This window comes from Priestia sp. 3CA3 (assembly GCF_056836725.1).
Genome location: NZ_JBXENJ010000015.1, coordinates 23,814 through 49,063, shown reverse-complemented (window position 1 = coordinate 49,063; position 25,250 = coordinate 23,814). Strand labels below are relative to the sequence as shown.

At 37.1% G+C, this 25,250-nt stretch carries 28 protein-coding genes; 27 read left to right on the top strand and 1 reads right to left on the bottom strand.

Annotated elements, in window-relative coordinates; translation table 11 throughout:
- Positions 1-99 precede the first annotated feature (99 nt).
- From AC1VNJ_RS24570 to rsmI, 10 genes are all read left to right on the top strand, one after another.
- Positions 100-282 carry a sigma factor G inhibitor Gin gene (locus AC1VNJ_RS24570; RefSeq protein ID WP_013081329.1) on the top strand — a complete coding sequence of 61 codons (183 nt, stop codon included), beginning with the start codon at positions 100-102 and terminating at the stop codon, positions 280-282.
- A 153-nt stretch (positions 283-435) separates the two neighbouring features.
- Entirely contained in the window at positions 436-1,860 is a 1,425-nt protein-coding gene (locus AC1VNJ_RS24565; protein ID WP_028412631.1) for an aminotransferase class I/II-fold pyridoxal phosphate-dependent enzyme, read from the top strand.
- A 16-nt stretch (positions 1,861-1,876) separates the two neighbouring features.
- Positions 1,877-2,503: a dTMP kinase gene (gene tmk, locus AC1VNJ_RS24560; RefSeq protein WP_482641460.1), complete on the top strand. Its 627-nt coding sequence runs from the start codon at positions 1,877-1,879 to the stop codon at positions 2,501-2,503.
- Positions 2,504-2,566: 63 nt separating this feature from the next.
- Positions 2,567-2,896: a cyclic-di-AMP receptor gene (locus tag AC1VNJ_RS24555; protein ID WP_013054845.1), complete on the top strand. Its 330-nt coding sequence runs from the start codon at positions 2,567-2,569 to the stop codon at positions 2,894-2,896.
- A gap of 33 nt (positions 2,897-2,929) precedes the next feature.
- A complete protein-coding gene (holB, locus tag AC1VNJ_RS24550) occupies positions 2,930-3,922 on the top strand; it encodes a DNA polymerase III subunit delta' (RefSeq protein ID WP_482641459.1) in 993 nt (330 codons plus the stop codon).
- A 4-nt stretch (positions 3,923-3,926) separates the two neighbouring features.
- Positions 3,927-4,754, top strand: a complete 828-nt coding sequence (locus AC1VNJ_RS24545; RefSeq protein WP_013054847.1) for a PSP1 domain-containing protein — start codon at positions 3,927-3,929, stop codon at positions 4,752-4,754.
- Between the two features lie 14 nt (positions 4,755-4,768).
- The gene (gene yabA, locus AC1VNJ_RS24540) at positions 4,769-5,134 is read left to right on the top strand and encodes a DNA replication initiation control protein YabA (protein WP_013054848.1); all 366 of its coding nucleotides are present in this window, start codon (positions 4,769-4,771) and stop codon (positions 5,132-5,134) included.
- Between the two features lie 78 nt (positions 5,135-5,212).
- The gene (locus tag AC1VNJ_RS24535) at positions 5,213-5,959 is read left to right on the top strand and encodes a tRNA1(Val) (adenine(37)-N6)-methyltransferase (RefSeq protein WP_028412633.1); all 747 of its coding nucleotides are present in this window, start codon (positions 5,213-5,215) and stop codon (positions 5,957-5,959) included.
- The gene (locus AC1VNJ_RS24530) at positions 5,946-6,233 is read left to right on the top strand and encodes a GIY-YIG nuclease family protein (RefSeq protein ID WP_013054850.1); all 288 of its coding nucleotides are present in this window, start codon (positions 5,946-5,948) and stop codon (positions 6,231-6,233) included. The genes AC1VNJ_RS24535 and AC1VNJ_RS24530 overlap by 14 nt, the downstream gene beginning before the upstream one ends.
- Positions 6,211-7,083 carry a 16S rRNA (cytidine(1402)-2'-O)-methyltransferase gene (rsmI, locus tag AC1VNJ_RS24525; protein ID WP_016762698.1) on the top strand — a complete coding sequence of 291 codons (873 nt, stop codon included), beginning with the start codon at positions 6,211-6,213 and terminating at the stop codon, positions 7,081-7,083. Before AC1VNJ_RS24530 ends, rsmI begins: the two co-directional genes overlap by 23 nt.
- A gap of 32 nt (positions 7,084-7,115) precedes the next feature.
- Here rsmI and AC1VNJ_RS24520 read toward each other — a convergent pair whose 3' ends face one another.
- Complete coding sequence (locus AC1VNJ_RS24520; RefSeq protein WP_170836841.1) at positions 7,116-7,406, bottom strand: AbrB/MazE/SpoVT family DNA-binding domain-containing protein; 291 nt, start codon at positions 7,404-7,406, stop codon at positions 7,116-7,118.
- 566 nt (positions 7,407-7,972) lie between these two features.
- Here AC1VNJ_RS24520 and metG point away from each other — a divergent pair.
- The 17 genes from metG (at position 7,973) to mfd (ending at position 25,013) form a co-directional block, all read left to right on the top strand.
- Complete coding sequence (metG, locus tag AC1VNJ_RS24515; RefSeq protein WP_028412634.1) at positions 7,973-9,955, top strand: methionine--tRNA ligase; 1,983 nt, start codon at positions 7,973-7,975, stop codon at positions 9,953-9,955.
- A gap of 71 nt (positions 9,956-10,026) precedes the next feature.
- Positions 10,027-10,797 carry a TatD family hydrolase gene (locus AC1VNJ_RS24510; protein WP_028412635.1) on the top strand — a complete coding sequence of 257 codons (771 nt, stop codon included), beginning with the start codon at positions 10,027-10,029 and terminating at the stop codon, positions 10,795-10,797.
- Positions 10,798-11,020: 223 nt separating this feature from the next.
- Complete coding sequence (rnmV, locus tag AC1VNJ_RS24505; RefSeq protein ID WP_028412636.1) at positions 11,021-11,584, top strand: ribonuclease M5; 564 nt, start codon at positions 11,021-11,023, stop codon at positions 11,582-11,584.
- Positions 11,578-12,456 carry a 16S rRNA (adenine(1518)-N(6)/adenine(1519)-N(6))-dimethyltransferase RsmA gene (rsmA, locus tag AC1VNJ_RS24500; RefSeq protein WP_028412637.1) on the top strand — a complete coding sequence of 293 codons (879 nt, stop codon included), beginning with the start codon at positions 11,578-11,580 and terminating at the stop codon, positions 12,454-12,456. Before rnmV ends, rsmA begins: the two co-directional genes overlap by 7 nt.
- A 77-nt stretch (positions 12,457-12,533) precedes the next feature.
- On the top strand, positions 12,534-13,406 hold the full coding sequence (gene yabG, locus AC1VNJ_RS24495) for a sporulation peptidase YabG (RefSeq protein ID WP_028412638.1): 873 nt from the start codon (positions 12,534-12,536) through the stop codon (positions 13,404-13,406).
- 273 nt (positions 13,407-13,679) lie between these two features.
- A complete protein-coding gene (gene veg / locus AC1VNJ_RS24490) occupies positions 13,680-13,913 on the top strand; it encodes a biofilm formation stimulator Veg (RefSeq protein ID WP_013054859.1) in 234 nt (77 codons plus the stop codon).
- A 194-nt stretch (positions 13,914-14,107) separates the two neighbouring features.
- Positions 14,108-14,278: a small, acid-soluble spore protein, alpha/beta type gene (locus AC1VNJ_RS24485; RefSeq protein ID WP_016762700.1), complete on the top strand. Its 171-nt coding sequence runs from the start codon at positions 14,108-14,110 to the stop codon at positions 14,276-14,278.
- Positions 14,279-14,471: 193 nt separating this feature from the next.
- Entirely contained in the window at positions 14,472-15,341 is an 870-nt protein-coding gene (gene ispE, locus AC1VNJ_RS24480; protein ID WP_482641458.1) for a 4-(cytidine 5'-diphospho)-2-C-methyl-D-erythritol kinase, read from the top strand.
- 56 nt (positions 15,342-15,397) lie between these two features.
- Positions 15,398-16,219 carry a pur operon repressor gene (gene purR, locus AC1VNJ_RS24475; protein ID WP_013054862.1) on the top strand — a complete coding sequence of 274 codons (822 nt, stop codon included), beginning with the start codon at positions 15,398-15,400 and terminating at the stop codon, positions 16,217-16,219.
- Between the two features lie 21 nt (positions 16,220-16,240).
- Positions 16,241-16,618, top strand: coding sequence for a RidA family protein (locus AC1VNJ_RS24470; RefSeq protein ID WP_013054863.1), 378 nt, complete (start codon positions 16,241-16,243; stop codon positions 16,616-16,618).
- A gap of 155 nt (positions 16,619-16,773) precedes the next feature.
- Complete coding sequence (spoVG, locus tag AC1VNJ_RS24465) at positions 16,774-17,064, top strand: septation regulator SpoVG (RefSeq protein WP_013054864.1); 291 nt, start codon at positions 16,774-16,776, stop codon at positions 17,062-17,064.
- 194 nt (positions 17,065-17,258) lie between these two features.
- Entirely contained in the window at positions 17,259-18,638 is a 1,380-nt protein-coding gene (gene glmU / locus AC1VNJ_RS24460) for a bifunctional UDP-N-acetylglucosamine diphosphorylase/glucosamine-1-phosphate N-acetyltransferase GlmU (protein ID WP_028412639.1), read from the top strand.
- A gap of 18 nt (positions 18,639-18,656) precedes the next feature.
- Positions 18,657-19,610, top strand: coding sequence for a ribose-phosphate diphosphokinase (locus AC1VNJ_RS24455; RefSeq protein WP_014462059.1), 954 nt, complete (start codon positions 18,657-18,659; stop codon positions 19,608-19,610).
- A 186-nt stretch (positions 19,611-19,796) separates the two neighbouring features.
- Positions 19,797-20,426 (top strand): 50S ribosomal protein L25/general stress protein Ctc, encoded by a 630-nt coding sequence (locus AC1VNJ_RS24450; RefSeq protein ID WP_028412640.1) that lies wholly within the window; start codon positions 19,797-19,799, stop codon positions 20,424-20,426.
- Between the two features lie 139 nt (positions 20,427-20,565).
- Positions 20,566-21,123, top strand: coding sequence for an aminoacyl-tRNA hydrolase (gene pth / locus AC1VNJ_RS24445; protein ID WP_028412641.1), 558 nt, complete (start codon positions 20,566-20,568; stop codon positions 21,121-21,123).
- Positions 21,124-21,182: 59 nt separating this feature from the next.
- Complete coding sequence (gene fin, locus AC1VNJ_RS24440; RefSeq protein WP_482641457.1) at positions 21,183-21,413, top strand: anti-sigma-F factor Fin; 231 nt, start codon at positions 21,183-21,185, stop codon at positions 21,411-21,413.
- A 69-nt stretch (positions 21,414-21,482) separates the two neighbouring features.
- On the top strand, positions 21,483-25,013 hold the full coding sequence (gene mfd, locus AC1VNJ_RS24435; protein WP_048021886.1) for a transcription-repair coupling factor: 3,531 nt from the start codon (positions 21,483-21,485) through the stop codon (positions 25,011-25,013).
- Positions 25,014-25,250 lie beyond the last annotated feature (237 nt).

Below are 25,250 nucleotides of genomic sequence, written 5' to 3'. Positions count from 1 at the left end.
ATTATTCACAAAGTATAAGCTATCTACATAAAATGGGGTAAATGAACTGCATAAAGAAGTTACATCTTGTCGATACTTATTTAGTGGAGGTGGAGAGTAATGGAAAAACAAATTAAAACATGTTCCGTTTGTCATGAACAGCATACAAAGGGTATTGAGGTGTTTTCCAGCTTTATATGCCAACACTGCGAGGTAGAGATTGTAGAGGTGGATTCATCTCATTTTCGTTATCAATTGTTAGTAAATCAATTAAAGAGAATATCAGGAGCGTTTTCTTACTAAAAGTCCTTTTTTATAAGGGCTTCTTTATATGGCTCAAAAAAATCATCTAAGTTTGTTATAATGAAAGAAAAATGAATTTTGATAGGAAAAATGCTTACATATTCTTTTATCAAGTTAACAATGTTATATTTACAAAAAGTAAGGAATGGATGTATGGATACATATTTACCTTTATATAACCGTTTAGTAAGGCATAGCGAAAAGAGGTCACTCTCTTACCACGTGCCCGGCCATAAAAATGGTCAAATTCTCCCTTCACATATTCAGTCTTCTTACGCAGATTTTTTGCAATACGATCTAACGGAAATTAGCGGATTAGATGATTTACATGAAGCAGAATCTGTTATTAAAGAAGCACAAGAGTTAACGGCAAAGTTGTATGGAGTAGATGAAAGCTTTTTTTTAGTTAATGGTTCTACTGTAGGCAACCTCTCAGCAATTTTATCTCTTTGTCAAGAAGGAGATAAAATTGCTGTTCAAAGAGATTCTCATAAATCTATTTTTAATGCTATTACTTTATCAAAGGCATCACCTATTTTTTTAGCTCCTGAAATAGATTCAAAAACACATCTTAGTACAGGTGTATCCATTAAAACAATTAAAGCGGCTTTAGAGCGTTCTGAGGATATAAAAGCATTTGTATTAACAAATCCTACTTACTACGGGGTGGCACGAGATTTAAAGGAGACCATTGACTTTATTCATAGCTACAATATTCCTATAGTTATTGATGAAGCTCATGGAGCCCATTTTATTTTAGGCAATCCTTTTCCGTCGTCAGCTGTTACGTATGGAGCTGACCTTGTCGTTCAGTCAGCACATAAAACGCTACCAGCTATGACAATGGGTTCTTATTTACATATGCAGGGAACATTAGTGAATAAGCAAGCGGTGCGCCATTACCTACAAGTACTTCAGTCAAGCAGTCCTTCATACCCTATTATGGCTTCTCTCGATTTGGCACGGTATTATCTGCAGCAGTTTACACAGCATGATATCGATAGAATGACTGACAATATTCATTCGTTTGTTGAAAAGATTAATAAGATTGATACACTTTCAACTATTAATGTGGAAACAGATCAAACTGCTACCGACCTTTTGAAAATGACATTGACTTGTTCAGCGGCAACAGGATATGATTTGCAAAAGGAACTGGAAAAACAAGATATTTATACAGAACTAGCTGACGTTAACTATGTATTGTTTGTTCTACCGTTAAGCAGCAGTTGGGACTTTAATGATACAATTAAGCGGGTTAGACAAGCAGTAGCAAATATACAGCGTAAGTCGTATGAAAAACCACTAATCAAACCATTTCGTTTTTCAAGGGCAACGGTTCTCCTGTCTATGGAAGAAAGAAAATTAAGGACAAAGCATATGTGTTCGTTTGAAGAAGCGATTGGGTGTGTAAGCGCACAATCTATTATTCCATATCCTCCTGGAATTCCTATTTTAATGGAGGGAGAAACGATTACGAGCAATCATATTGACTATATTTTGCATATTCAAAGGTTAAATGGTCATATTCAAGGCGGCTCTTGTATGGAAGAAGGAAAGATAGAAGTATTTAAATAGAGAAAGGAATTTATACATGTCAGGAACGTTTATTACATTCGAAGGGCCAGAGGGTGCTGGTAAGACGACCATCATCCATATGGTTCAACAAAAATTAATACAAGATGGCTATAACATTGTATTAACAAGAGAGCCTGGAGGCATACGAATTGCTGAACAAATTCGTGAAATCATCTTAAATCCATCTAACACGGAAATGGATGCCAGAACAGAAGCACTTCTTTACGCTGCGGCTAGGAGACAACATCTTGTAGAAAAAGTGATTCCTGAGCTAAATAAAGGGAATATAGTATTATGTGACCGTTTTATTGATAGCTCACTTGCTTATCAAGGAAATGCGCGGGGGATAGGTGTAGAAGATATTTTTGCTATCAATCAATTTGCTATTAAGCAAACGATGCCACAGGCCACTTTATATTTTGATATTGAGCCTGAGGTAGGATTAGAAAGAATTAATAAAGGTCGAAAAGATGAGATTAATCGATTAGATTTAGAATCCTTAGACTTTCATTACAAAGTACGAGATGGATATCTATCTCTTTTGAGTCAATTTCCAGAGCGTATTCGCCGAATTGATGCAAATCAATCCATTGAAAAGGTCTGTGAAGAAGTTTATAAACAGATACAATTGATTTTAAAATAAATACAGATGATTGTTATTCTTGCTATACTATTCTTAACAATAAAGTAAAATGAGGTGTTATTCATGAAATTAGTAATGGCCGTTATTCAAGATTCAGATAGCTCAAAGCTTTTAAATGCACTTGTAGAAAGAGGATTTCGTTCAACCAAATTATCAAGTACGGGCGGATTTTTAAAATCAGGGAATACAACAATTATGATTGGTACAGATGATCATAAAGTAGATGAAGTACTTGATATTATTAAGGGCCAATGTGAAAACCGCAGACAGATGATTTCTCCTGTGGCACCGATGGGTGGTAATGCAGATTCATACATTCCGTATCCTGTTGAAGTTGAAGTGGGCGGAGCTACAGTATTCGTACTACCAGTAGATCAATTTCATCAATTTTAAGAGAGAAGATTTTAAATAGAAAGTGATGATTGAATGGGAAATACATGGGAACAGCTTGAAGCTCTTCAGCCGAACGTATTAAAGATTTTGCAAAACAGCTTACTTAAAGAGCGAGTTGCTCATGCTTATTTATTTGAAGGAAGCAAAGGAACAGGTAAAAAACAAATTAGTTTTTTGTTTGCTAAAGCACTGTTTTGCCAAAATCCAGTTAATCATAGGCCATGCCATGAGTGCAGTAACTGCCGGCGAATTGATTCAGGTAATCATCCAGATATTCACTTTATTGAGCCAGCTGGTTTATCGATTAAAAAAGAGCAAATTCAATTCTTGCAATCAGAATTCACAAAAACCGGTGTTGAATCTAATAAAAAGTTATATATTGTGAATCATGTTGATAAAATGACAGTAAGCGCAGCAAATAGTTTACTGAAATTTTTAGAAGAGCCTGGCAACGGAACTTATGCAATTTTATTAACAGAAAATATACAGCGCTTATTAGATACGATTATCTCACGTTGCCAAGTAATATCATTTCGATCTCTTACACCAGAACAGTTAGCTGAAAAACTAGTAGAAAATGGCCTTTCCGCAGTAGATGCGTCCATCTTGTCTAATTTAACAAACAGCATTGATGAAGCAATTGAATTAAGTAAAGATGAATGGTTTGGACTTGCAATAAAGTTAGTGATACAATTATATGAAGTGTTAACAACGAGACCTCAACAAGCTCTTCTTTTTATTCATGAAAAGTGGGTAACACATTTTAAAGAAAAAGAACAAGCTCATATTGGTTTAACTTTATTGATGCTTCTTTACCGTGATTTGTTGACGCTGCAAGTTGGACAAGAGTCTAAAATCGTCTATCGTCATAAAATAGAAGAATTAAAACAGCAAGCTCTTCAGACAACGCAGGAAAAAGCGATTTATCGCTTAGAGGTTATCTTGAAGGCCAAAAATAAATTAAATTCAAATATGAATCTACAGTTATTAATGGAACAGCTGGTGTTGGATTTGCAGGAGGGATAAAAGCTTGTATGATGTAGTAGGCGTTCGCTTTAAAAAAGCGGGAAAAATATATTATTTTGACCCTGGAGAACTTACAATTCCAGATGGTGAGTTTGTTATTGTAGAAACAGTTCGTGGTGTTGAATTTGGCAGAGTGGTTATTAACAAAAAGCAAGTAAGTGAACATGATGTCGTGCTTCCTTTGAAAAAAGTAATCCGCATTGCTGAACAAAAAGACAGGCTGATTGTGGATGAAAATAAACAAGCTGCTAGAGAAGCGTATGACGTATGCGTGCAAAAAATTCAATCACACGATTTAGATATGAAGTTAGTAGATGTAGAATATACGTTTGATCGTAATAAAGTCATTTTTTATTTTACAGCAGACGGCCGTATTGATTTTAGAGAGCTAGTTAAAGATTTAGCTGCTATTTTCCGTACGCGAATTGAGCTTCGTCAAATTGGTGTACGAGACGAGGCAAAACTGTTGGGCGGGATAGGTCCTTGTGGACGTATGCTATGTTGCTCAACGTTTTTAGGTGATTTTGAGCCGGTTTCTATTAAGATGGCCAAAGACCAAAACCTATCGCTTAATCCAACGAAAATTTCTGGTTTATGCGGACGTTTGATGTGTTGTTTAAAATATGAAAATGATGAGTATGAAACGGCAAAAGAACAGCTTCCTGATATAGGCTCAACAATTAAAACTTCAGATGGTTCAGGACGTGTAGTAGGTTTGAATATTTTGGAAAGAATTATTCAAGTGGAACTGTCAGATCACGAACAAATTTTAGAGTATACTCTGGATGAGATCAATAATGAAGGTGCTGTTTCGTTTCAAGCCACAGATTAACGAGGTGGGCAAAGGTGGATAAAAAAGAGATTTTTGATTCGGTGACAAACATGGAGGAACAAATTGGTCATTTATATAAGCAGTTAGGTGAGTTGAAAGAGCATCTTGCTGAGCTAATTGAAGAAAATCATCATCTGCAAATAGAAAATGATCATTTGCGCCGTCGCCTTGACCAGACAAACTTCGAAACGAAGCTGAAAAATAGACATTCAAAAGCAAGCGCTCAAACAAAAGAGCAAAAACAAATTGATATCGGAGAAGGATATGACAATTTGGCTCGCCTTTACCAAGAGGGTTTTCATATTTGTAACATTCATTATGGAAGTGTGCGTAAAGATGGAGACTGTTTGTTTTGCTTGTCATTTTTAAATAAAAAGTAACAACACCTCTCCCTTTTGGAGAGGTTCTTTTTATGAGTAAAAGATGTAAATAATAGATGTACAAGGAGAAGAACGATTATGGTTGAGTTATATGGAGATGAACGTTTAGATTATCTATTAGCCGATGAGGAAATGCGCATTATTCAAAGTCCATCTGTCTTTTCCTTTTCATTGGATGCTGTGCTTTTATCTCACTTTGCTTATGTCCCAATTCGTAAAGGCAACTTGGTTGATTTATGTTCAGGAAACGGTGTAATCCCACTGTTTTTATCTAAACGAACAAAGGGAAAAATCATTGGTGTAGAAATTCAAGAGCGGCTACATAGTATGGCACAAAGAAGTATTGCGTATAATCAGCTGGATGGGCAGATTAAAATGATACATGGTGATTTAAAAAATGCACCTCAAGAACTGGGTTATGGAAAATATGATGTTGTAACATGTAATCCTCCTTATTTCACCACATCCAATAAAGAAGAAATAAATGAAAACGAACACTTTGCAATCGCTCGCCACGAAATTCATTGTTCGTTGGAAGATGTGATTAGAGCCAGTAGTCAACTAGTTAAGCAAGGCGGAAAAGTAGCATTGGTTCACCGTCCAGGGAGACTATTAGATATCGTTACGTTAATGAGGCAATACCGTTTAGAGCCAAAGAGACTTCAGTTTGTCTATCCTAAAGATGGGAAAGAAGCAAATACACTTTTAATTGAAGGTACGAAGGATGGAAGTCCAGATTTAAAGATTCTTCCTCCGCTGGTGGTCTACCAAGATAATGATGAATACACGGACGAATTAAAAAGGATTTTATATGGAACAGAATAATCATTATTTTTATGTAGTTGAATGCAAGGACTGTACGTATTACGCTGGTTACACGAATAATTTGCAAAAACGTATTTCTGTCCATAATGAAGGGAAAGGGGCAAAATATACGAGAGCAAGAAGGCCTGTTTCATTAATTTGGCATGAGGTGTTTACTTCTAAAACAGAAGCTATGCAAAAAGAGTATTGGTTCAAACAGTTAAGCAGAGTGCAAAAACAGGCTTACATTCGAAGGGAGCAAGAAAAGCAGAATGAAATCACAAAAAAGTTATGATGTATCGAATGAACGAGGCGTTTTATATTTAGTTCCCACTCCTATTGGAAACTTAGAGGATATGACATTTCGTGCGATTCGAATTTTAAAAGAAGTTGATTATATTGCCGCAGAAGATACGAGACAAACGAAAAAACTATGTAACCACTTTGAAATCGATACGCCTATTACAAGTTATCATGAACATAATAAACATACAAAAAGTGAACAGCTGTTAAGCGACTTGGACAGTGAAAAAAATATTGCTTTAGTAAGCGACGCGGGTATGCCCTGTATTTCAGATCCTGGTTATGAGTTAGTGGTAGCTGCCGTTAAAGAAGGATATACGGTTGTTCCGCTGCCGGGGCCTAACGCAGCATTAACAGCTTTAATTGCTTCTGGTCTACCTACAGGGCAGTTTTATTTCTATGGATTTTTAAACAGAAATAAAAAACAGCGTAAAGAACAGCTTCAAGAGCTTCAGTATATTAAAGAAAGCATGATATTTTATGAAGCCCCTCATCGATTAAAAGAAACGCTAAAGAGTATAGAAGAAATTTTAGGGAACCGATCTATTGTGTTATGTAGAGAGTTAACCAAACGCTATGAAGAATTTTTAAGAGGAAGCGTATTAGAAGCAATTGAATGGACAAATGCCACAGATATTAGAGGGGAATTCTGCTTAATTCTTGAAGGGACAAATGAAGAAGCGCCAGATGAAAGTAATCTATGGTGGGAACAGCTCACCATTATCGAGCACGTTGATCACTATGTAGAAGAAGGACTTTCAAACAAAGAAGCGATTAAGCAAGTGGCAAAAGACCGAGATGTATCAAAACGAGACATTTATAGTGAATATCACGTACATTAAAAAAAGCTGTCTATCATAGACAGCTTTTCGTTTTATTTAGAAGCTTGTAAAGAATCTTGAAGTTCTTTCATGATTTGTTCTGCACCTTCACGGCTTAGAATTAATTTGCCGCTAGCAAGTTGAATGTTATCATCAGATACTTCACCTGTTACTTGGCAAGTCATGTTTGGTTTATATTTTTTTAAGATGATGCGCTCTTCATCTACATAGATTTCTAGAGCATCTTTCTCTGCAATTCCTAATGTACGACGTAATTCAATTGGAATTACTACGCGTCCTAATTCATCAACTTTACGAACAATACCTGTAGATTTCATGTTAATCGTTCTCCTCTCAATGATCATTTTTCTATGTTATTACTTTCGTCATTATTCGACAATTTCAACGTACTTTCATAATACCAGCGTTTCCAAAACTAGTCAATCATTTTATATGTAAAAAAATGTAGCTGGGAAAAATTTTTTTCCCCGACTCGTTTAGAAGCTAATTGTGACCGTCAGTCAAGGAATGACAAGGGGTTTCATTGGAAAAAAGATTAATCGCCTAAATAGCTTGATATTAACTATTTTGAAGATAGGGTAAATATAATTCGACATAAAACGACAAAATTAGACCTATTTGTCGTTTTTATCAAAGTGACTTTTTGAATGGGGGTATATTTTATATAAAAATAGGGCGAAGCTGATACAATTAACAGGATTATTTTTTGGGAAAATAACGATTATTTAAAAATGAAGTGAATCCGTCATATTCCCGTGTATATAGGAAGAGAATGTTTTGAAATTATCATGTAAAATAGTATGATAGATAGTAGAATAAGAAGACAGGGTTTATATGATTACATCCATATAAATCAAAATGTTGAAATGGAATGTTGGAGGTTATGAACATGGCAGATGGAAATAATACATTTTACATTACTACGCCGATTTATTATCCGAGTGGTAAATTACATATAGGGCACGCATACACGACGGTAGCGGGAGATGCAATGGCTCGTTATAAACGTTTGAGAGGGTTTGACGTACGTTATTTAACAGGTACGGATGAACATGGTCAAAAAATTCAGCGAAAAGCAGAAGAGAAAAACGTGACACCTCAGCAATACGTAGATGATATTGTCTCTGGAATCAAAGAGCTGTGGGATAAGATGGATATTTCGTATGACGATTTTATCCGTACAACAGAACCAAGACATAAAGAAATCGTGGAAAAGATTTTCGCGCGCCTTTTAGAACAAGGTGATATTTATCTTGATGAGTATGAAGGTTGGTATTCAGTTCCCGATGAGACGTACTATACAGAGCATCAACTAGTAGATCCAATCGTTGAAAATGGAAAAGTTGTAGGTGGGAAAAGCCCGGATAGCGGACACCCTGTAGAGCTCGTTCGAGAAGAGTCCTATTTCTTTAAAATGGGGAAATACGTAGATCGTTTACTAGCTTTTTATGAAGAGAACCCTTCATTTATTCAACCGGAGTCTCGTAAAAACGAAATGATCAATAATTTTATTAAGCCGGGTCTTGAAGACTTAGCTGTTTCTCGTACGACGTTTGATTGGGGGGTAAAAGTTCCAGGTAACCCAAAACACGTTATTTACGTATGGATTGATGCGCTTTCTAACTATATCACCTCTCTTGGGTATGATACTGAGAATGATGAAAACTATCGAAAATACTGGCCGGCTAACGTACATTTAGTAGGAAAAGAAATCGTACGTTTCCATACCATTTATTGGCCAATCATGTTGATGGCACTTGATTTGCCACTTCCTAAGAAAGTATTTGCTCACGGCTGGTTATTAATGAAAGATGGAAAGATGTCGAAGTCAAAAGGTAATGTAGTAGACCCAGTGACATTGATTGACCGCTATGGGTTAGATGCCCTTCGTTACTACTTGCTTCGTGAAGTTCCATTCGGTTCAGACGGTGTATTCACACCAGAAGCGTTTGTTGAACGTATTAACTTTGACTTAGCAAATGACCTTGGCAACCTAGTTAACCGTACAGTGGCGATGATTAATAAGTATTTTGATGGTGTTATTCCGACTTATGAAGGAAATGTAACAGAGTTTGATGCACTTATCGTACAAGCTCAAAAAGATACAGTGAATAAATATGAAGAAGCGATGGAGGATATGGAGTTTTCAGTGGCTCTTGCTTCTATCTGGCAATATGTAAGCCGCACGAATAAATACATTGATGAAACGCAACCTTGGGCGTTAGCAAAAGATGAGAATAAGCGTGCAGAACTTGCTTCCGTTATGACACATCTAGCTGAATCAATTCGTCACATTGCGGTATTACTACAGCCATTCTTAACACGTACACCTGAGAAAATTTTTGCTCAGATCGGTGTAAAAGAAGATGTGTTAAAAACGTGGGAAAGCACGACGCGCTTTAATATGCTTAAAGAAGGCACAAAGGTAGAAAAAGGTGAGCCAATGTTCCCTCGTCTAGATCGAGAAGAAGAGGTAGCGTTTATTAAAGAGCAGATGCAAGGAAGTGCTCCGAAGGAAGAAAAACCTGTTGTGAAGGAAGAGCCTTCTGAAGAGATTACGATTGATGATTTCATGAAAGTAGAGCTTCGTGTAGCGCAAGTTACGCAAGTAGAACCAGTTAAGAAGGCAGATAAACTATTAAAGCTGCAGCTTGATCTTGGCTATGAAAAACGCCAAGTTGTATCAGGTATTGCCAAGTTTTATAAGCCTGAAGAATTAGTAGGTCGCAAAGTAATTTGTGTAACCAACTTAAAACCTGTAAAATTGCGCGGCGAACTATCACAAGGAATGATTTTAGCCGGTGAAGATGAGAATGGTCTTTCACTAGCAAGCGTAGATCAAAACTTAGCAAACGGCACGAAGATAAAATAAGTATAGTTAAAAGGGGTGTTTCACGTGTAACATGCGAGGACCCCCTTTTATTCATGGAAAGGATCGATTAGATGTTATTTGATACACATGTTCATTTAAACGCAGAACAGTATGAAGACGATTTGCAAGAAGTAATTAATCGCGCGTTAGAAAAAGGTGTTCAAAACATGGTGGTTGTTGGATTTGATGAACCTACCATTAAAAAAGCTATTCAAATAGCTGAAACGTACGACTTTATCTATGCTAGTGTAGGCTGGCATCCAGTAGATGCAATTGATATGACGGATGAGCATTTAGCTTGGATTGAAGAGTTAGCTCAGCATCCGAAAGTTGTGGCTTTAGGAGAGATGGGATTAGACTATCATTGGGATAAATCACCTAAAGAGGTTCAAAAGGACGTATTTCGCCGTCAAATTCGCTTAGCGCGCAAAGTGAATTTACCTATCATTATTCATAATCGTGATGCCACCGAAGACGTGGTAACCATTTTAAAAGAAGAGCACGTAGAGGAAGTAGGCGGGATTATGCATTGCTTCACGGGCAGTATTGAAGTAGCGAAGCAGTGTATGGATATGAATATGTATATTTCTTTTGGTGGACCTGTTACTTTTAAAAATGCAAAAAAACCAAAAGAAGTTGCTGCAGAACTTCCTTTAGATAAACTATTAATTGAAACAGACTGTCCTTATCTAACTCCTCATCCATTCCGCGGCAAGCGCAATGAACCTGGTTATGTGTCATACGTAGCGGAGCAAATTGCAGAGTTAAAAGGCATAACGTATGAAGAGTTGGCTGATATTACAACAGCTAACGCTAAAAAGCTATTTGGCATTAATGATTAAAACTTTTTCTCATATAACAATCATTTTCGTGTTAAAGTAAAGATAGGCGCAGAGGAGAATGTTATCCTCTGCCTTTTTCAGTTAAAATAACAGATAGATGCTTTTTAATTTAGTTGATAATAAGATAAAACGTTGATTTCATAGAAGAAAAATGATGTGAGTAACGAGCATTTCATTTTTACTGAAAAGCAAATGAACAAAACTGAATGTTTTGGAGGAAGAAATGAAGATTAAAGAAATTATTGTAGTAGAAGGTCGGGACGATACCGTAGCGATTAAACGTGCAGTGGATGCGGATACTATCGAGACAAATGGATCAGCTGTAAATGAAGAAACCATTGAAAAAGTAAAATTAGCTCAAAAAACAAGAGGCGTAATTATTTTTACAGATCCAGATTATCCAGGACAGCGAATTCGAAATATTGTTTCAGAACGTGTTCCAGGATGTAAACATGCATTTTTAGATAAAGAAGAGGCTCGCCCTAAAAACGGCAAAGGTATTGGAGTTGAACATGCTTCTATTGCGTCTATTCAAAAAGCACTAAAAGATGTAAAGCAAGAGTGGGTAGAAGCAGATATGGAGATTTCTCAAGAGGATTTAATCGTAGCTCGTTTGGTAGGAGATAGTAAAGCCAAGTCTCGACGTGAAAGAATAGGAAAGTTATTAAAAATAGGCTATGCCAATGGAAAGCAGCTTCATAAACGATTACAGATGTTCCAAATTTCAAAAGAGGAGTTTATCAAAGCTGTTGAGCAGATAAATAAGGAGGAAAAGGAATCGTGTTAAAAGATATTGCAACGCCTAATCGAACCAAGGAAATTTTAAAGAAATACGGTTTTACATTTAAAAAGAGTTTGGGACAAAATTTTTTAATTGATACGAACATTTTACATCGCATTGTTGATCATGCAGAAATAACAGAAGAAACGGGAGCAATTGAAATTGGACCCGGTATCGGAGCGTTAACTGAACAGCTAGCAAAGCGCGCAAAAAAAGTACTGGCATTTGAAATCGACCAGCGTCTGCTTCCGATTTTAGCCGACACTCTTTCTCCTTACCCAAATGCAAAAGTTATTCATCAAGATGTGTTAAAAGCGGATTTAAAAGAGACGCTCGAACAAGAATTCGAAAACATAGAAGATTTAATGGTCGTTGCGAATTTACCGTATTACGTGACGACACCCATTTTGATGAAATTATTAGAAGAGCAAATTCCGGTACGGGGAATCGTTGTTATGCTTCAAAAAGAAGTTGCCGACCGTATAGCAGCTAAACCGGGAACAAAGGAGTACGGTTCACTTTCTATTGCGATTCAATACTATACAGAGGCTGAGACGGTTATGATTGTGCCTAAAACAGTATTTAATCCGCAGCCTAATGTAGATTCAGCTGTTATTCGGCTGCTGAGAAGACCGAAGCCAGCGGTAGAAGTACAAGATGAAGCATTCTTCTTCCAAGTTGTACGAGCAAGTTTTGGACAGCGCCGAAAAACCATTTTAAACAATCTAGTGAACAACTTGCCAAATGGGAAACAGAAAAAAGCGGACATTGAGCAAGCACTTGCAACTGCTGAAATTGATCCGAAAAGAAGAGGCGAAACGCTGTCTATTCAAGAATTCGGAGCGTTAAGTGACCAACTTTTAAAATCATTTCGCTAAATCATCACATTTTTATCATGAAGTCATAGGCTATGAAGAGAATTTATTTTTGAAGTAGCAAAGACGGAGTGAAGCATATGAACATCAAAATTGGTGATATAGTTACACGACCTTCTTATCAAAGAGATTTGCTTTTTCGTGTTATAGCTATTAATGACAGCGAAGCGGGGAAATATGCGACTTTAATAGGAGAAGACGTTCGGTTGATTGCCGACGCTCCTTGTACAGATTTAGAGGTTGTGGATGCTAAAGAACAGGATCAAAGAAAAAAACAAGAAGAAGAACTTTTAGAAAGATCCTTGGAGCTTATTCAACAGGATTATCGGCTCGTTCGAGAGAAAACTGAATATAGTATGACTAATGGATACAGCCATTCACATCGCTTGTTTCAAATTCCTGGAAAGGTCCTGCACGTAGACGGAGACCCTAATTATTTACGTAAATGTTTGTTGGTTTATGAAAAAATTGGTGTTCCTGTTTATGGTGTTCATTGCGTAGAGTCAGAGATGCCGGAGAAAGTTGGAAAGTTAATTGAGGATGTAAGGCCTGATATTCTGGTGCTGACAGGGCATGATGCTTATTCCAAAGGAAAAGGAAATAAGGATGATCTTCTTGCTTATAGACATTCCAAGCACTATATTCGAACAGTCCAAGAAGCAAGAAAAAGAGTTGGTAATTTAGATCAGCTGGTGATTTTTGCAGGTGCCTGTCAATCGCATTTTGAATTATTGATTCAAGCTGGAGCAAACTTTGCTAGTTCACCTTCGCGTGTAAATATTCATGCGCTTGACCCCGTGTATGTAGTAGCAAAACTAAGTTTTACTCCTTTCACGGATCGTATTAATGTATGGGACGTCTTACGTAATACATTAACGGGTGCTAAAGGTTTAGGAGGAGTAGAAACAAAAGGGCTGCTTCGCACGGGCATGCCTTATGAAAGCGATGAGTAGAAATAAAAACAACTGGTTACAGCATGTACACGCATGATGTGCAACCAGTTGTTTTTTCGTATGAAGCCAAAGTATACGCTGAATTTCACAAAATCATTTTCAATATTTGCTAAAGATATACATATTTCGTTAAAAAACGAGCATACTAACAGCGAAATGTAGATTCATGTTGAAAATTATTTATTGACACAATTAGAGATAGATTGTTATAATTTTATGTTTTTGACTATTTTTCTAACATGTGTTACACTATACATAGTGAGGTGGACCAATATGGCGAAAACTTTGTCTGATATTAAGCAAGCGCTGGATTTGCACCTAGGCCAACGATTAACTTTAAAAGCAAACGGTGGTCGTAGAAAAACAGTAGAACGTTCAGGTGTATTAACAGAAACGTACCCATCTGTTTTTATCGTTGAATTAGATCAAGAGGAAAACTCTTTGGAGCGCGTTTCGTATAGTTACGCAGATGTGTTAACGGAAACAGTGCAACTAAAATTTTTCTAAGAATGACATAGGCAATATAGCAAGTGGTGATGAGCAGTGGACATTGGTTTACTGCTTTTTTATTGGTCTTTTTTTCAAATTATATATACATTATTTTTTATATATACTATACATATCGTCCTCGCATTTTCATGTATAAAGAGCGAGGAGATTCAGGTTGAAATTTCATTTTATACGTAAAGGAGCCATGTGCAATGTCAAGGCGTAGAGGGATTATGTCATCGAAGCTGAAAGAAGAACTGGCTAAAGAACTTGGTTTTTACGATACTGTACAAGCAGAAGGTTGGGGCGCTATTCGGGCAAAAGACGCAGGCAATATGGTGAAGCGAGCAGTGGAGCTTGCACAGCAGCAGCTAAGGCAATAGTGAAAATCAATGCTTATGCGATTATTTAAAGTGAAATGAGGAAAACCGAAGTGTATAACCGCTTCGGTTTTTTTGTCCCAAAATGAAAGATAAAACAGAGGATTAAACAAAGATGTTTAAATGAACAGCTATATCTTGTTCATTTTATGATAAAATAGCGTTAAACTCGATAAGATGAAGTAGGTGAAGTAAGTTGAAATTAATGGTGAAAGCACCGGCTAAAATAAATTTGTCACTTGATGTGTTACATAAACGCCCAGATGGTTACCATGAAGTTAAGATGATTATGACAACAATTGATTTAGCGGACAGAATTGAACTTTCTGATCGTGAAGATGGACGAATTGTTATTTATTCTCATAATCGCTTTGTTCCAGATGACCAGCGAAATCTTGCTTATCAGGCAGCGCAGATTTTGAAGCGGCGTTATAACATTTCAAAAGGTGTAAATATATTAATTGATAAACATATTCCAGTAGCTGCTGGATTAGCTGGAGGCAGCAGTGACGCGGCTGCTACATTACGCGGTTTAAATACGTTATGGGAATTAGGGTTATCATTAGACACACTTGCAGAAATAGGGGCTGAGATTGGCTCTGACGTATCTTTTTGCGTGTACGGAGGGACAGCTCTTGCTACAGGGCGCGGAGAGATTGTAGAGCATATTGAGGCACCTCCAAGCTGCTGGGTGATTTTGGCTAAGCCTGAAATAGGTGTTTCTACAGCAGATGTATATCGAAACTTAAAAATTGAGGAAATGGATCATCCTAAAGTAGATGAGATGGTTCACGCCATACATTCAGGAAATTATGATCAAATGTGTAGCCTTGTCGGAAATGTATTGGAAGCAGTAACGCTGAAAATGCATCCGGAAGTAGCTCTCATTAAAGAACAAATAAAGCGTTTTGGCGCCGATGCTGTACTCATGAGTGGCAGTGGGCCAACTGTATTTGGACTTGTACAGCATGATTCACGTATGCATCGCATTTATAATGGATTACGTGGCTTTTGTGATAAAGTTTATGCAGTTAGGTTACTAGGTGAACGAATAACGCTTGAATAAATCCGTATGTTAATGTTATATTTACATTACAATATTCGGATTTTCAGGAGGATGTTATGAAGTTTCGACGTAGTGGACGATTAATTGATATGACCAACTATTTCATTCAAAACCCTCAGCGCCTTATCCCTCTTACGTATTTTGCAGATAAATATGATTCCGCAAAATCATCTATTAGCGAAGATATGGCGATTATTAAACAAACTTTTGAACAGCAGGGTATCGGAACTTTGGTTACGCTACCAGGGGCTGCCGGCGGAGTTAAATTCATTCCAAAGATGACGAATGAAGAAGCCGGTCAGCTTGTTCAAGAATTATGTGGGTTGATTGAAAAACCTGAGCGTTTATTGCCAGGTGGATATTTATATTTAACTGATATTTTAGGGAACCCCCGCGTTGTGAATAAAATCGGTCGCTTGTATGCATCGCTTTTTGCTAACCGCAAAATCGATGTTGTGATGACTGTAGCAACAAAAGGTATTCCTATTGCGTATGCGGTTGCTCAGTATTTAGACGTGCCCGTTGTTATTGTGCGCAGAGACAGTAAAGTAACTGAAGGATCGACCGTTAGTATTAACTACGTGTCAGGTTCATCTAAGCGCATTCAAACGATGCTGTTAGCTAAGAGAAGTTTAGCGGTGGGGTCAAATGTACTCATCATTGATGACTTCATGAAAGCCGGCGGTACGGTAAATGGAATGGTTAGTTTGCTTGAAGAGTTTGATGCAACTGTTGCTGGTATTGGAGTTTTAGTAGAATCAGAAGATATTGAAGAACGTTTAGTGGATGAGTATGTGTCTCTTGTACAATTAACAGATGTAAATATTAAAGATAAACAAATTCGTGTACAGGAAGGCAATTACTTAAAATATATTTGATCAAGTAAGGGAGAGGAACATATGTTACAGGTTCAAACAAAAAATGCACCGCAAGCTATTGGTCCATATTCACAGGGAATTGTTGTGAATAACTTGTTTTACAGTTCAGGTCAAATTCCACTTCGTCCAGATGGTACGTTGGTCGAAGGCGATGTTCAAGTACAAGCTACTCAAGTATTTGAAAATCTAAAAGCAGTTCTTGAAGAAGCAGGAGCTTCTCTAAATACAGTTGTAAAGGCAACCGTGTTCATTAAAGATATGAACGACTTCGCAGCATTAAATGAAGTCTATGGTGACTACTTCGGCGACCATAAGCCAGCACGTTCGTGTGTAGAAGTAGCGAGACTACCTAAAGATGTACTTGTTGAAATTGAAGTTATTGCGCTTGTTAAAGGGTAATTAAATTAACAAATTTCTAACAAAAAGCAAGTAACTTCCAATTGTTCACTTTTTTTGCGAAAATTTTCTAAAAATTTTTTCTGAATAGCAGGAAAACACAAAATTCTGTGGAATTAAGTATGTAAAGCTTCGCATAGAAAAAGGTGGTGAACAAGATGGAAGTAACTGACGTAAGATTACGCCGCGTGAACACTGAAGGACGTATGAGAGCGATTGCTTCAATCACATTAGATGGTGAATTTGTTGTTCATGATATTCGTGTGATTGATGGTAATAATGGCTTATTTGTAGCCATGCCAAGTAAACGTACACCGGATGGTGAGTTCCGTGATATTGCACATCCAATCAATTCAAATACTCGCGGAAAGATTCAAGATGCTGTTTTAGCAGAATATCATCGTTTAGGTGAGGTAGAAGTTGAATTCGAAGAAGCGGGTGCTTCGTAAACATATGATACATTAAGAGTCTACTGAAAAGTAGGCTCTTTTCTTTTTGATTACCGCTTATATAATTTCACACCTTTGTAAAACTTTAGCATTACCAAAAAATAAAATTCATGACTTATAAATGATTCCTTGAAATGCTGTCATTTTTGATATAATATTCTTAATGGATAAAAAGGTAAAATTGGAGGCCTGTTATGTCAAAAAGATATGCAGTCATATTGGCAGCTGGTCAGGGTACACGTATGAAGTCATCTTTATATAAAGTGTTACACCCTGTGTGTGGCAAACCGATGGTGCAACACGTAATTGATCAGTTATCACGCTTAGATTTAACAAATTTAATTACAGTTGTAGGTCACGGTGCCGAAAAAGTGAAATCACATGTTGGAGATAAAAGCTTATTTGCTTTACAAGAAGAGCAGTTAGGAACAGCTCATGCAGTAATGCAAGCAGAATCTTTACTTGCACATGAAAAAGGTACGACAATTGTTGTATGTGGAGATACTCCGCTTATTACAGCTGAAACAATTGAATCTTTATTAAAGCATCATGAAGCAACAAATGCAATGGCAACTATTTTAACGGCTCATGCAGAAGATCCAACAGGATATGGACGCATCATTCGAAATGAACAAGGCTCTGTTGAAAAGATTGTTGAGCATAAAGATGCCACAGAACAAGAGCGTCTTGTACAGGAAATTAATACTGGTACGTACTGTTTTGATAATGAGAAATTATTTGAGACACTTTCAAAAGTTTCAAATGATAATGTACAGGGAGAGTACTATTTACCTGATGTTATCGAAATTCTAAAAAATGAAGGTCAAATTATTTCTGCATATCAAACATCCGATTTTGCTGAAACATTGGGCGTTAATGATCGATTTGCTCTGTCTCAAGCAGAAGAAACAATGAAAAAGCGTATCAACAAGCAGCATATGTTAAATGGAGTGACGATTGTGGATCCTTCTAACACGTACATTTCAGCAGATGCTGTCATTGGCAGAGATACGGTTATTTATCCTGGTACGGTTATTCAAGGAACAGTTGTAATTGGAGAGAACTGTGAAGTAGGACCTAACAGTGAAATTAAAGACTGCAAAATAGGTAATAATACTTCTATTCGCCATTCTGTTGCTCACGATAGTGAAATTGGTCACGAAGTCACAATTGGCCCATTTGCACATATTCGTCCTCAATCATTAATTGGAGATGAAGTGCGCGTAGGAAACTTTGTAGAAATTAAAAAAGCATCTTTTGGCAAAGGTAGCAAAGCTTCTCATTTAAGTTATATTGGAGACGCAGAGGTCGGAAAAGGTGTAAACTTAGGGTGCGGATCTATTACAGTTAACTACGATGGGAAAAATAAATTTTTAACAAAGATTGAAGATGGGGCATTCGTAGGATGTAACTCAAACTTAATTGCACCTGTAACAATTGGTGAAGGCGCCTATGTTGCAGCTGGTTCAACCGTAACGGATAATGTGCCAGGAAAAGCATTATCAATTGCTCGTGCGAAACAAGTAAATAAAGAAAACTATGCTGAAAAGCTTGATATTAATAAAAAATCCTGACGGAGGTTTCACAATAAAATGTCAAATGTATATGCTGATGAAAATTTAAAGTTATTTACGCTAAATTCAAACAAGGCTTTAGCTGAAGAGATCGCAAAAGTAATTGGTGTGGAATTAGGTAAATGTTCGGTTGATCGTTTCAGTGACGGTGAAATTCAAATTAACATTGAAGAAAGTATCCGTGGTTGTGATGTATTTATCATTCAATCAACAAGTGCTCCAGTTAACGAACACTTAATGGAATTATTAATTATGATTGATGCATTAAAACGTGCATCAGCTAAAACAATTAACATCGTTATGCCTTACTATGGCTATGCTCGTCAGGATCGTAAAGCTCGTGCACGTGAACCAATCACTGCCAAATTAGCAGCAAATATCATTGAAAAAGCGGGAGCTACTCGTATTATCACATTAGATTTACATGCTCCTCAAATTCAAGGTTTCTTCGATATTCCAATTGACCATTTAGTAGGTGTTCCAATTTTAGGTGAATACTTCAAGAGTAAAAACCTTGATGACGTTGTTGTTGTATCTCCGGACCACGGTGGCGTAACGCGTGCTCGCCGTTTAGCGGAACGTCTAAAAGCGCCGATCGCTATCATTGACAAACGTCGCCCACGTCCAAACGTAGCAGAAGTTATGAACATTGTTGGACAAGTGGAAGGGAAAACAGCAATCTTGATTGATGACATGATTGATACAGCTGGTACAATTACAATTGGTGCAAGTGCATTAATTGAAGCAGGTGCAAAAGAAGTATATGCTTGTTGTACACACCCAGTTCTTTCAGGCCCTGCGATTGAGCGTATTCAAAACTCTACAATCAAAGAGCTAGCTGTAACAAACTCTATTGCTTTAACAGAAGATAAGAAAATTGGTAAAGTAACAGAACTTTCAGTAGCTCCGTTAATTGGTGAAGCGATTATTCGTGTTCACGAAGAGCAATCAGTTAGTACGTTATTTGATTGATAAACAGAACCTCTTTCCATTTGGAAAGAGGTTTTTTTGAAAAAAATTAAATGGGCTAATCCTTGGTTTTAAAGGGATTTGGACGGGATGAGCAAAGATATATTGCTGATTGAAACGAGTTTTATGTTTAGCAGCCTTCTAAAAAGGGTACATTTTAAGTAGAAAACATACTGGAAGGTGAATAAAATGAGTATTTCAATTCAAGCAAATAAAAGAACGGATTTCAAAAATTCTACAAATAGAAAAATTCGCGACGAAGGAAACTTCCCAGCGGTTGTTTACGGAAATAAAACAGAATCCACGCCTATTTACTTAAACAGTGCTGATTTTATTAAGACTATTCGTGAAGCAGGACGCAATGGAGTGTTAACATTACAAGTGGACAAGCAAAAATATTCCGTAATGTTACATGATATTCAAACCGATCCATTAAAAAACGAAATTGTCCACGCCGATTTCCAAGTGGTCGACATGAAGAAAGAAATTGATACTGAAGTTTCTTTATCTCTAGTAGGAGAAGCAAAAGGAACAAAAGAAGGCGGCGTATTACAGCAGTCTCTATATGAAATTTCATTAAAAGGCTTGCCGCAAGATATCCCATCATCTATTGATGTAGATGTATCAGATTTGGGAATTAACGATACAATTACAGTAGGGGATATTAAGGTAGATAAAAAGCTAGAAATTACGCATGATGCAGAAGATACAGTTGCTTCTGTACTACCTCCTCAACAGGAAGAAGAGCCGGATAGCGGCGAAGTTCAGGATGCTGAAGGCGACGTTGAAGCAACAAAAGAAAAAGATAGCGAAGAATAATATAAAAAGACGTAACCAAAAGGTTACGTCTTTTTGTGTGAATTGATTATAATAAAAGTGATACTATATATTAATGTAAAACATTAAAGACATTTACCTATTATGTACAACTTACATAGAGTGGAAAGGAGTATCTATTTTGAAATTAATCGTTGGTTTAGGGAATCCTGGAAAAGAATATGACCGTACTCGTCATAACATAGGATTTATGGCAATTGATAAAATTGCCGAACAGTTTATGATTTCATTAGATAAAACAAAGTTTAACGGAATATATGGAACAGGTATAATAAGAGGAGAAAAAGTCATATTATTAAAGCCTCTAACATATATGAATTTATCAGGAGAAAGTATTCGCCCGTTAATGGACTATTTTGATATAGACGTCGAAGACTTGCTTGTTATTTACGATGACTTAGATTTGCCGTGCGGAAAAGTAAGATTGCGTACAAAAGGAAGTCCAGGCGGCCATAACGGAATAAAATCAATTATTCAGCATTTAAAAACCCAAGAGTTTAACCGAATTCGTATTGGGATTGATCGTCCGAAAAACGGTATGAAAGTAGTTGACTATGTACTAGGGCGCTTTACAGAAGATGAAATGGTTCATATGGAAGAAGCGATGAAAACGTCTGTGCACGCGAGTGAAGACTTTTTAGGTCAAACGTTCTTAGAAGTAATGAATCGCTATAATTAAGCAGAATAAAATTTCTCTCAATCGTCCATACTAACACTAAAAGATTTGGGAGGATTTGTATGTCTATTCATTATTTCTGTAGACATTGTGGCGCAAAAGTCGGTATGATAGAAAAGACAGCTCACAATACAGAAGCACTCGGTTTTAATCACCTGACCGCAGATGAACGACAAGACTTTATTCACTACCATAATAGTGGAGACATCGTGGTTAAAATTATTTGTGAAGACTGTCAAGAAGCGCTAGAACGAAATCCAGACTATCATCAGTACGAAACATTTATACAATAAAAAGCTTTGGTCTCAAACCAAAGCGTTTTTCTGTTTAGTTTAGACATATCATGGGAGGAGGGAATTCCTTTGCGAGGGATTAGACAGCAATTTGAAGAAAATAAAGAAATTGGAGCTGTTGTCAGCAGTTTAGAAGAAGGTTTGAAAGAACAGTTAGTAACGGGAATTTCCGGTTCAGCTCGATCTGTATTAATGGCACTCTTAAATGAGGATAAAAAATACCCCTTATTAGTAGTGACTCATAATTTATATCAAGCCCAAAAAGTGTATGAAGACCTTTTGCACCTTTTACCGGAAAAAGACGTTTTCTTATACCCTGTTAACGATTTAGTTGCTACAGAAGTGGGGATTGCAAGTCCAGAATTAAAGGCTCAGCGAATTGAAGTACTCAATTATTGGAGTCAACATACAGGTGGAGTAGTTGTAACGCCGCTTGCAGGAATTCGAAAGCTGCTGCCTCCTAAAGCAAGATGGGAGCAAACGCAGCTGCCGTTTCAAATGGGAATTGACATCGACGTTGATCATTATTTAAAAAGGTTAGTTGAGTTGGGTTATGAGCGGGCATCGATGGTTTCAGCTCCGGGTGAGTTTAGTGTGCGCGGAGGAATCATTGATATTTATCCGTTAACAGAAGAGCTACCTGTCCGAATTGAACTATTTGATACCGAGATCGATTCCATTCGTACTTTTACAATTGAGGATCAACGCTCTCAAGAACAGTTAAAAGAAATTTCAATCGGCCCTGCTACGGAAATCATTGTGAACCAAAATGAAGTGGCCCAAGGAATTGAAGAACTAGAAGCACAGCTGGCTTCGACGCTGCAGCAAGTGAAAAACGCAGCGCTAAAAGCTACCTTAACAGAAAATATTAAAGGTGAAATTGAACAGCTGCGTCAAGGTCAACTTCTTGAAAATATGTTCAAGTATTTATCATTCTTTTACGAATCGCCTGCTAGTTTACTAGATTATTTACCAGAAGGTGGCCTTGTCATCTTTGATGAAACAACTCGAATTCAAGAGACGTCTGATCAGCTTGAAACAGAGGAAGCTGAATGGATAACAGAATTATTAGGACAGGGGCAAATTGTTCGAGATGTTCAATTATCTCATAAGCTCCCATCTCTTATTCAGCGAGCAAAACATCAGTTTTTATACTTATCGTTATTTTTGAAGCACGTATCGTATACGAGTCCGCAAAATATTATTAATATTTCATGTAAGCAGATGCAGCAGTTTTACGGTCAAATGAACTTATTAAAAAGTGAAATTGAACGTTGGAAAAATGCTAATTATACGGTAGTCCTCTTAGGAGCAGATAAGGAGCGCGTAAAAAAACTCGAAGGTGTGCTAGCAGATTATGATATTGATTCATCTATTTTAGATGGAAATGGTCAGCTTGTGCCAGGTCTTGTTCAAATTATTGAAGGCGATTTACAAATGGGCTTTGAACTGCCGATGCAAAAATTAGCAGTTTTAACCGAGGAAGAATTGTTTAAAAAGCGGATCAAGAAATCAAAGCGTCGTCAAAAGCTTTCCAATGCAGAGCGTATTAAAAGCTATTCAGAGTTAAACGTAGGTGACTATGTCGTTCACGTGAACCACGGTATTGGCCGTTATTTAGGAATGGAAACGTTAGAGATTAACGGTAATCATAAAGATTATATCCATATCAAATATGAAGGCTCTGACAAGCTGTACGTTCCTGTTGAACAGATTGATCAAGTACAAAAATATGTAGGCTCTGAAGGGAAAGAGCCGAAAGTATATAAACTTGGCGGAAATGACTGGAAGAAAGTGAAACGAAAAGTTGAGTCTTCTGTTCAAGACATCGCTGATGACTTAATTAAACTGTATGCAGAGCGCGAAGCAAGTAAAGGTTATGCATTTTCCCCGGATGGCGATTTACAGAGAGAATTTGAAACAGCTTTCCCTTATCAAGAAACCGAAGATCAGCTTCGTTCTGTACAAGAAATTAAAAAGGATATGGAACATGAAAGACCAATGGATCGTCTGCTTTGTGGAGACGTTGGATACGGAAAAACAGAAGTAGCCATTCGTGCTGCGTTTAAAGCTGTGACAGATGGAAAACAAGTGGCTATTTTAGTGCCAACCACTATTTTAGCTCAGCAGCATTATGAAACCATCCGTGAGCGTTTTCAAGACTACCCAATTAATATTGGTCTATTGAGCCGCTTTCGCAGCCGTAAACAGCAGCAGGAAACAATTAAAGGGCTAAAAAACGGGACCGTAGATGTAGTGATTGGTACACATCGTTTACTATCTAAAGATGTGATTTATAAGGATTTAGGGTTGTTAGTTATCGATGAAGAGCAACGTTTTGGTGTAACGCACAAGGAAAAAATCAAGCAAATGAAAGCAAACGTTGATGTCCTTACACTTACAGCAACACCTATTCCACGAACATTACATATGTCTATGTTGGGCGTAAGGGATTTGTCTGTTATTGAAACGCCGCCTGAAAATCGTTTTCCGGTTCAAACATATGTAGTGGAGTATAATCCGGTTCTAGTTCGTGAAGCGATTGAGCGTGAGTTAGCGCGTGATGGCCAAGTTTACTTTTTATATAATCGCGTAGAAGATATTGAACGAAAAGCAGAAGAAATTTCGATGCTCGTGCCTGATGCTAGGGTAACGTATGCCCATGGAAAAATGAATGAAACAGAACTCGAAGCAGTTATCTTAAGCTTTTTAGAAGGCGAATATGACGTGATTGTGAGTACAACTATTATCGAAACAGGAGTAGATATTCCAAATGTAAATACGCTCATTGTCAACAATGCTGATAAGATGGGATTATCACAACTGTATCAATTAAGAGGACGCGTAGGTCGTTCAAATCGCGTGGCATATGCGTACTTTACGTATCATAAAGACAAAGTACTGACAGAAGTAGCTGAAAAGCGTCTGCAAGCTATTAAAGAATTCACCGAATTAGGTTCTGGTTTTAAAATTGCTATGCGTGATCTTTCAATACGTGGCGCCGGAAACCTCCTGGGTGCTCAGCAGCATGGATTTATCGATTCTGTCGGTTTCGATCTCTACTCACAAATGCTTAAAGAAGCGATAGAGGAAAGACGCGGGTCTGACGGAGAAAGTGTGAAATTTAATGTGGAAATGAATCTGGACTTAGACGCGTATATCCCTGATCAGTACATTACAGACGGCCGCTTGAAAATTGAGATGTATAAGCGCTTTAGAGGAATTGAAGCGCTAGAGGATATTCAAGAATTGCAAGATGAAATGATTGATCGTTTTGGGGAGTATCCGGCTGAGGTTGAGTATTTGTTTAAAGTAGCTGAAACAAAAGTATATGCAACGCAGAACCTAGTAGAATCTATTCTTCAGTCAAAACAAGAAATTTCTATTCTGCTTTCTGAAGAAGCGAGCTCAACGATAGACGGCCAAAAATTATTCATGCTAGGTGATCAATTTGGCAGAATGGTCAGCTTAGGTATGGAAGGCAAGAAAGTAAAATTAGTGGTTAACGTAAAAGGACTTGCTCAAAAAGAATGGCTCAATATTGTGTATCAGTTAGTAAAAGGAGTAGCCACTGTTAAAAAAGAACAAGTTACGAATTAAAAAGAAGGCTCATTTTTGAGCCTTCTTTTTATATAGCCGAAATAAAAATGTCCAAATCCCCATGTTTTGGCGGTTTTTTGGACATTTTTTTAATAAAAGCACACTTTTTAACAAAAAAAGAGATGGTTGGTGAATAGAAGTTGTAGAGTGAAGAATACTAACCTCAACAAAGGTGAACCTTTTATCATATAGCCATCAGTGATATTCACCAACTATTTTAATCATCATATGAAAGAG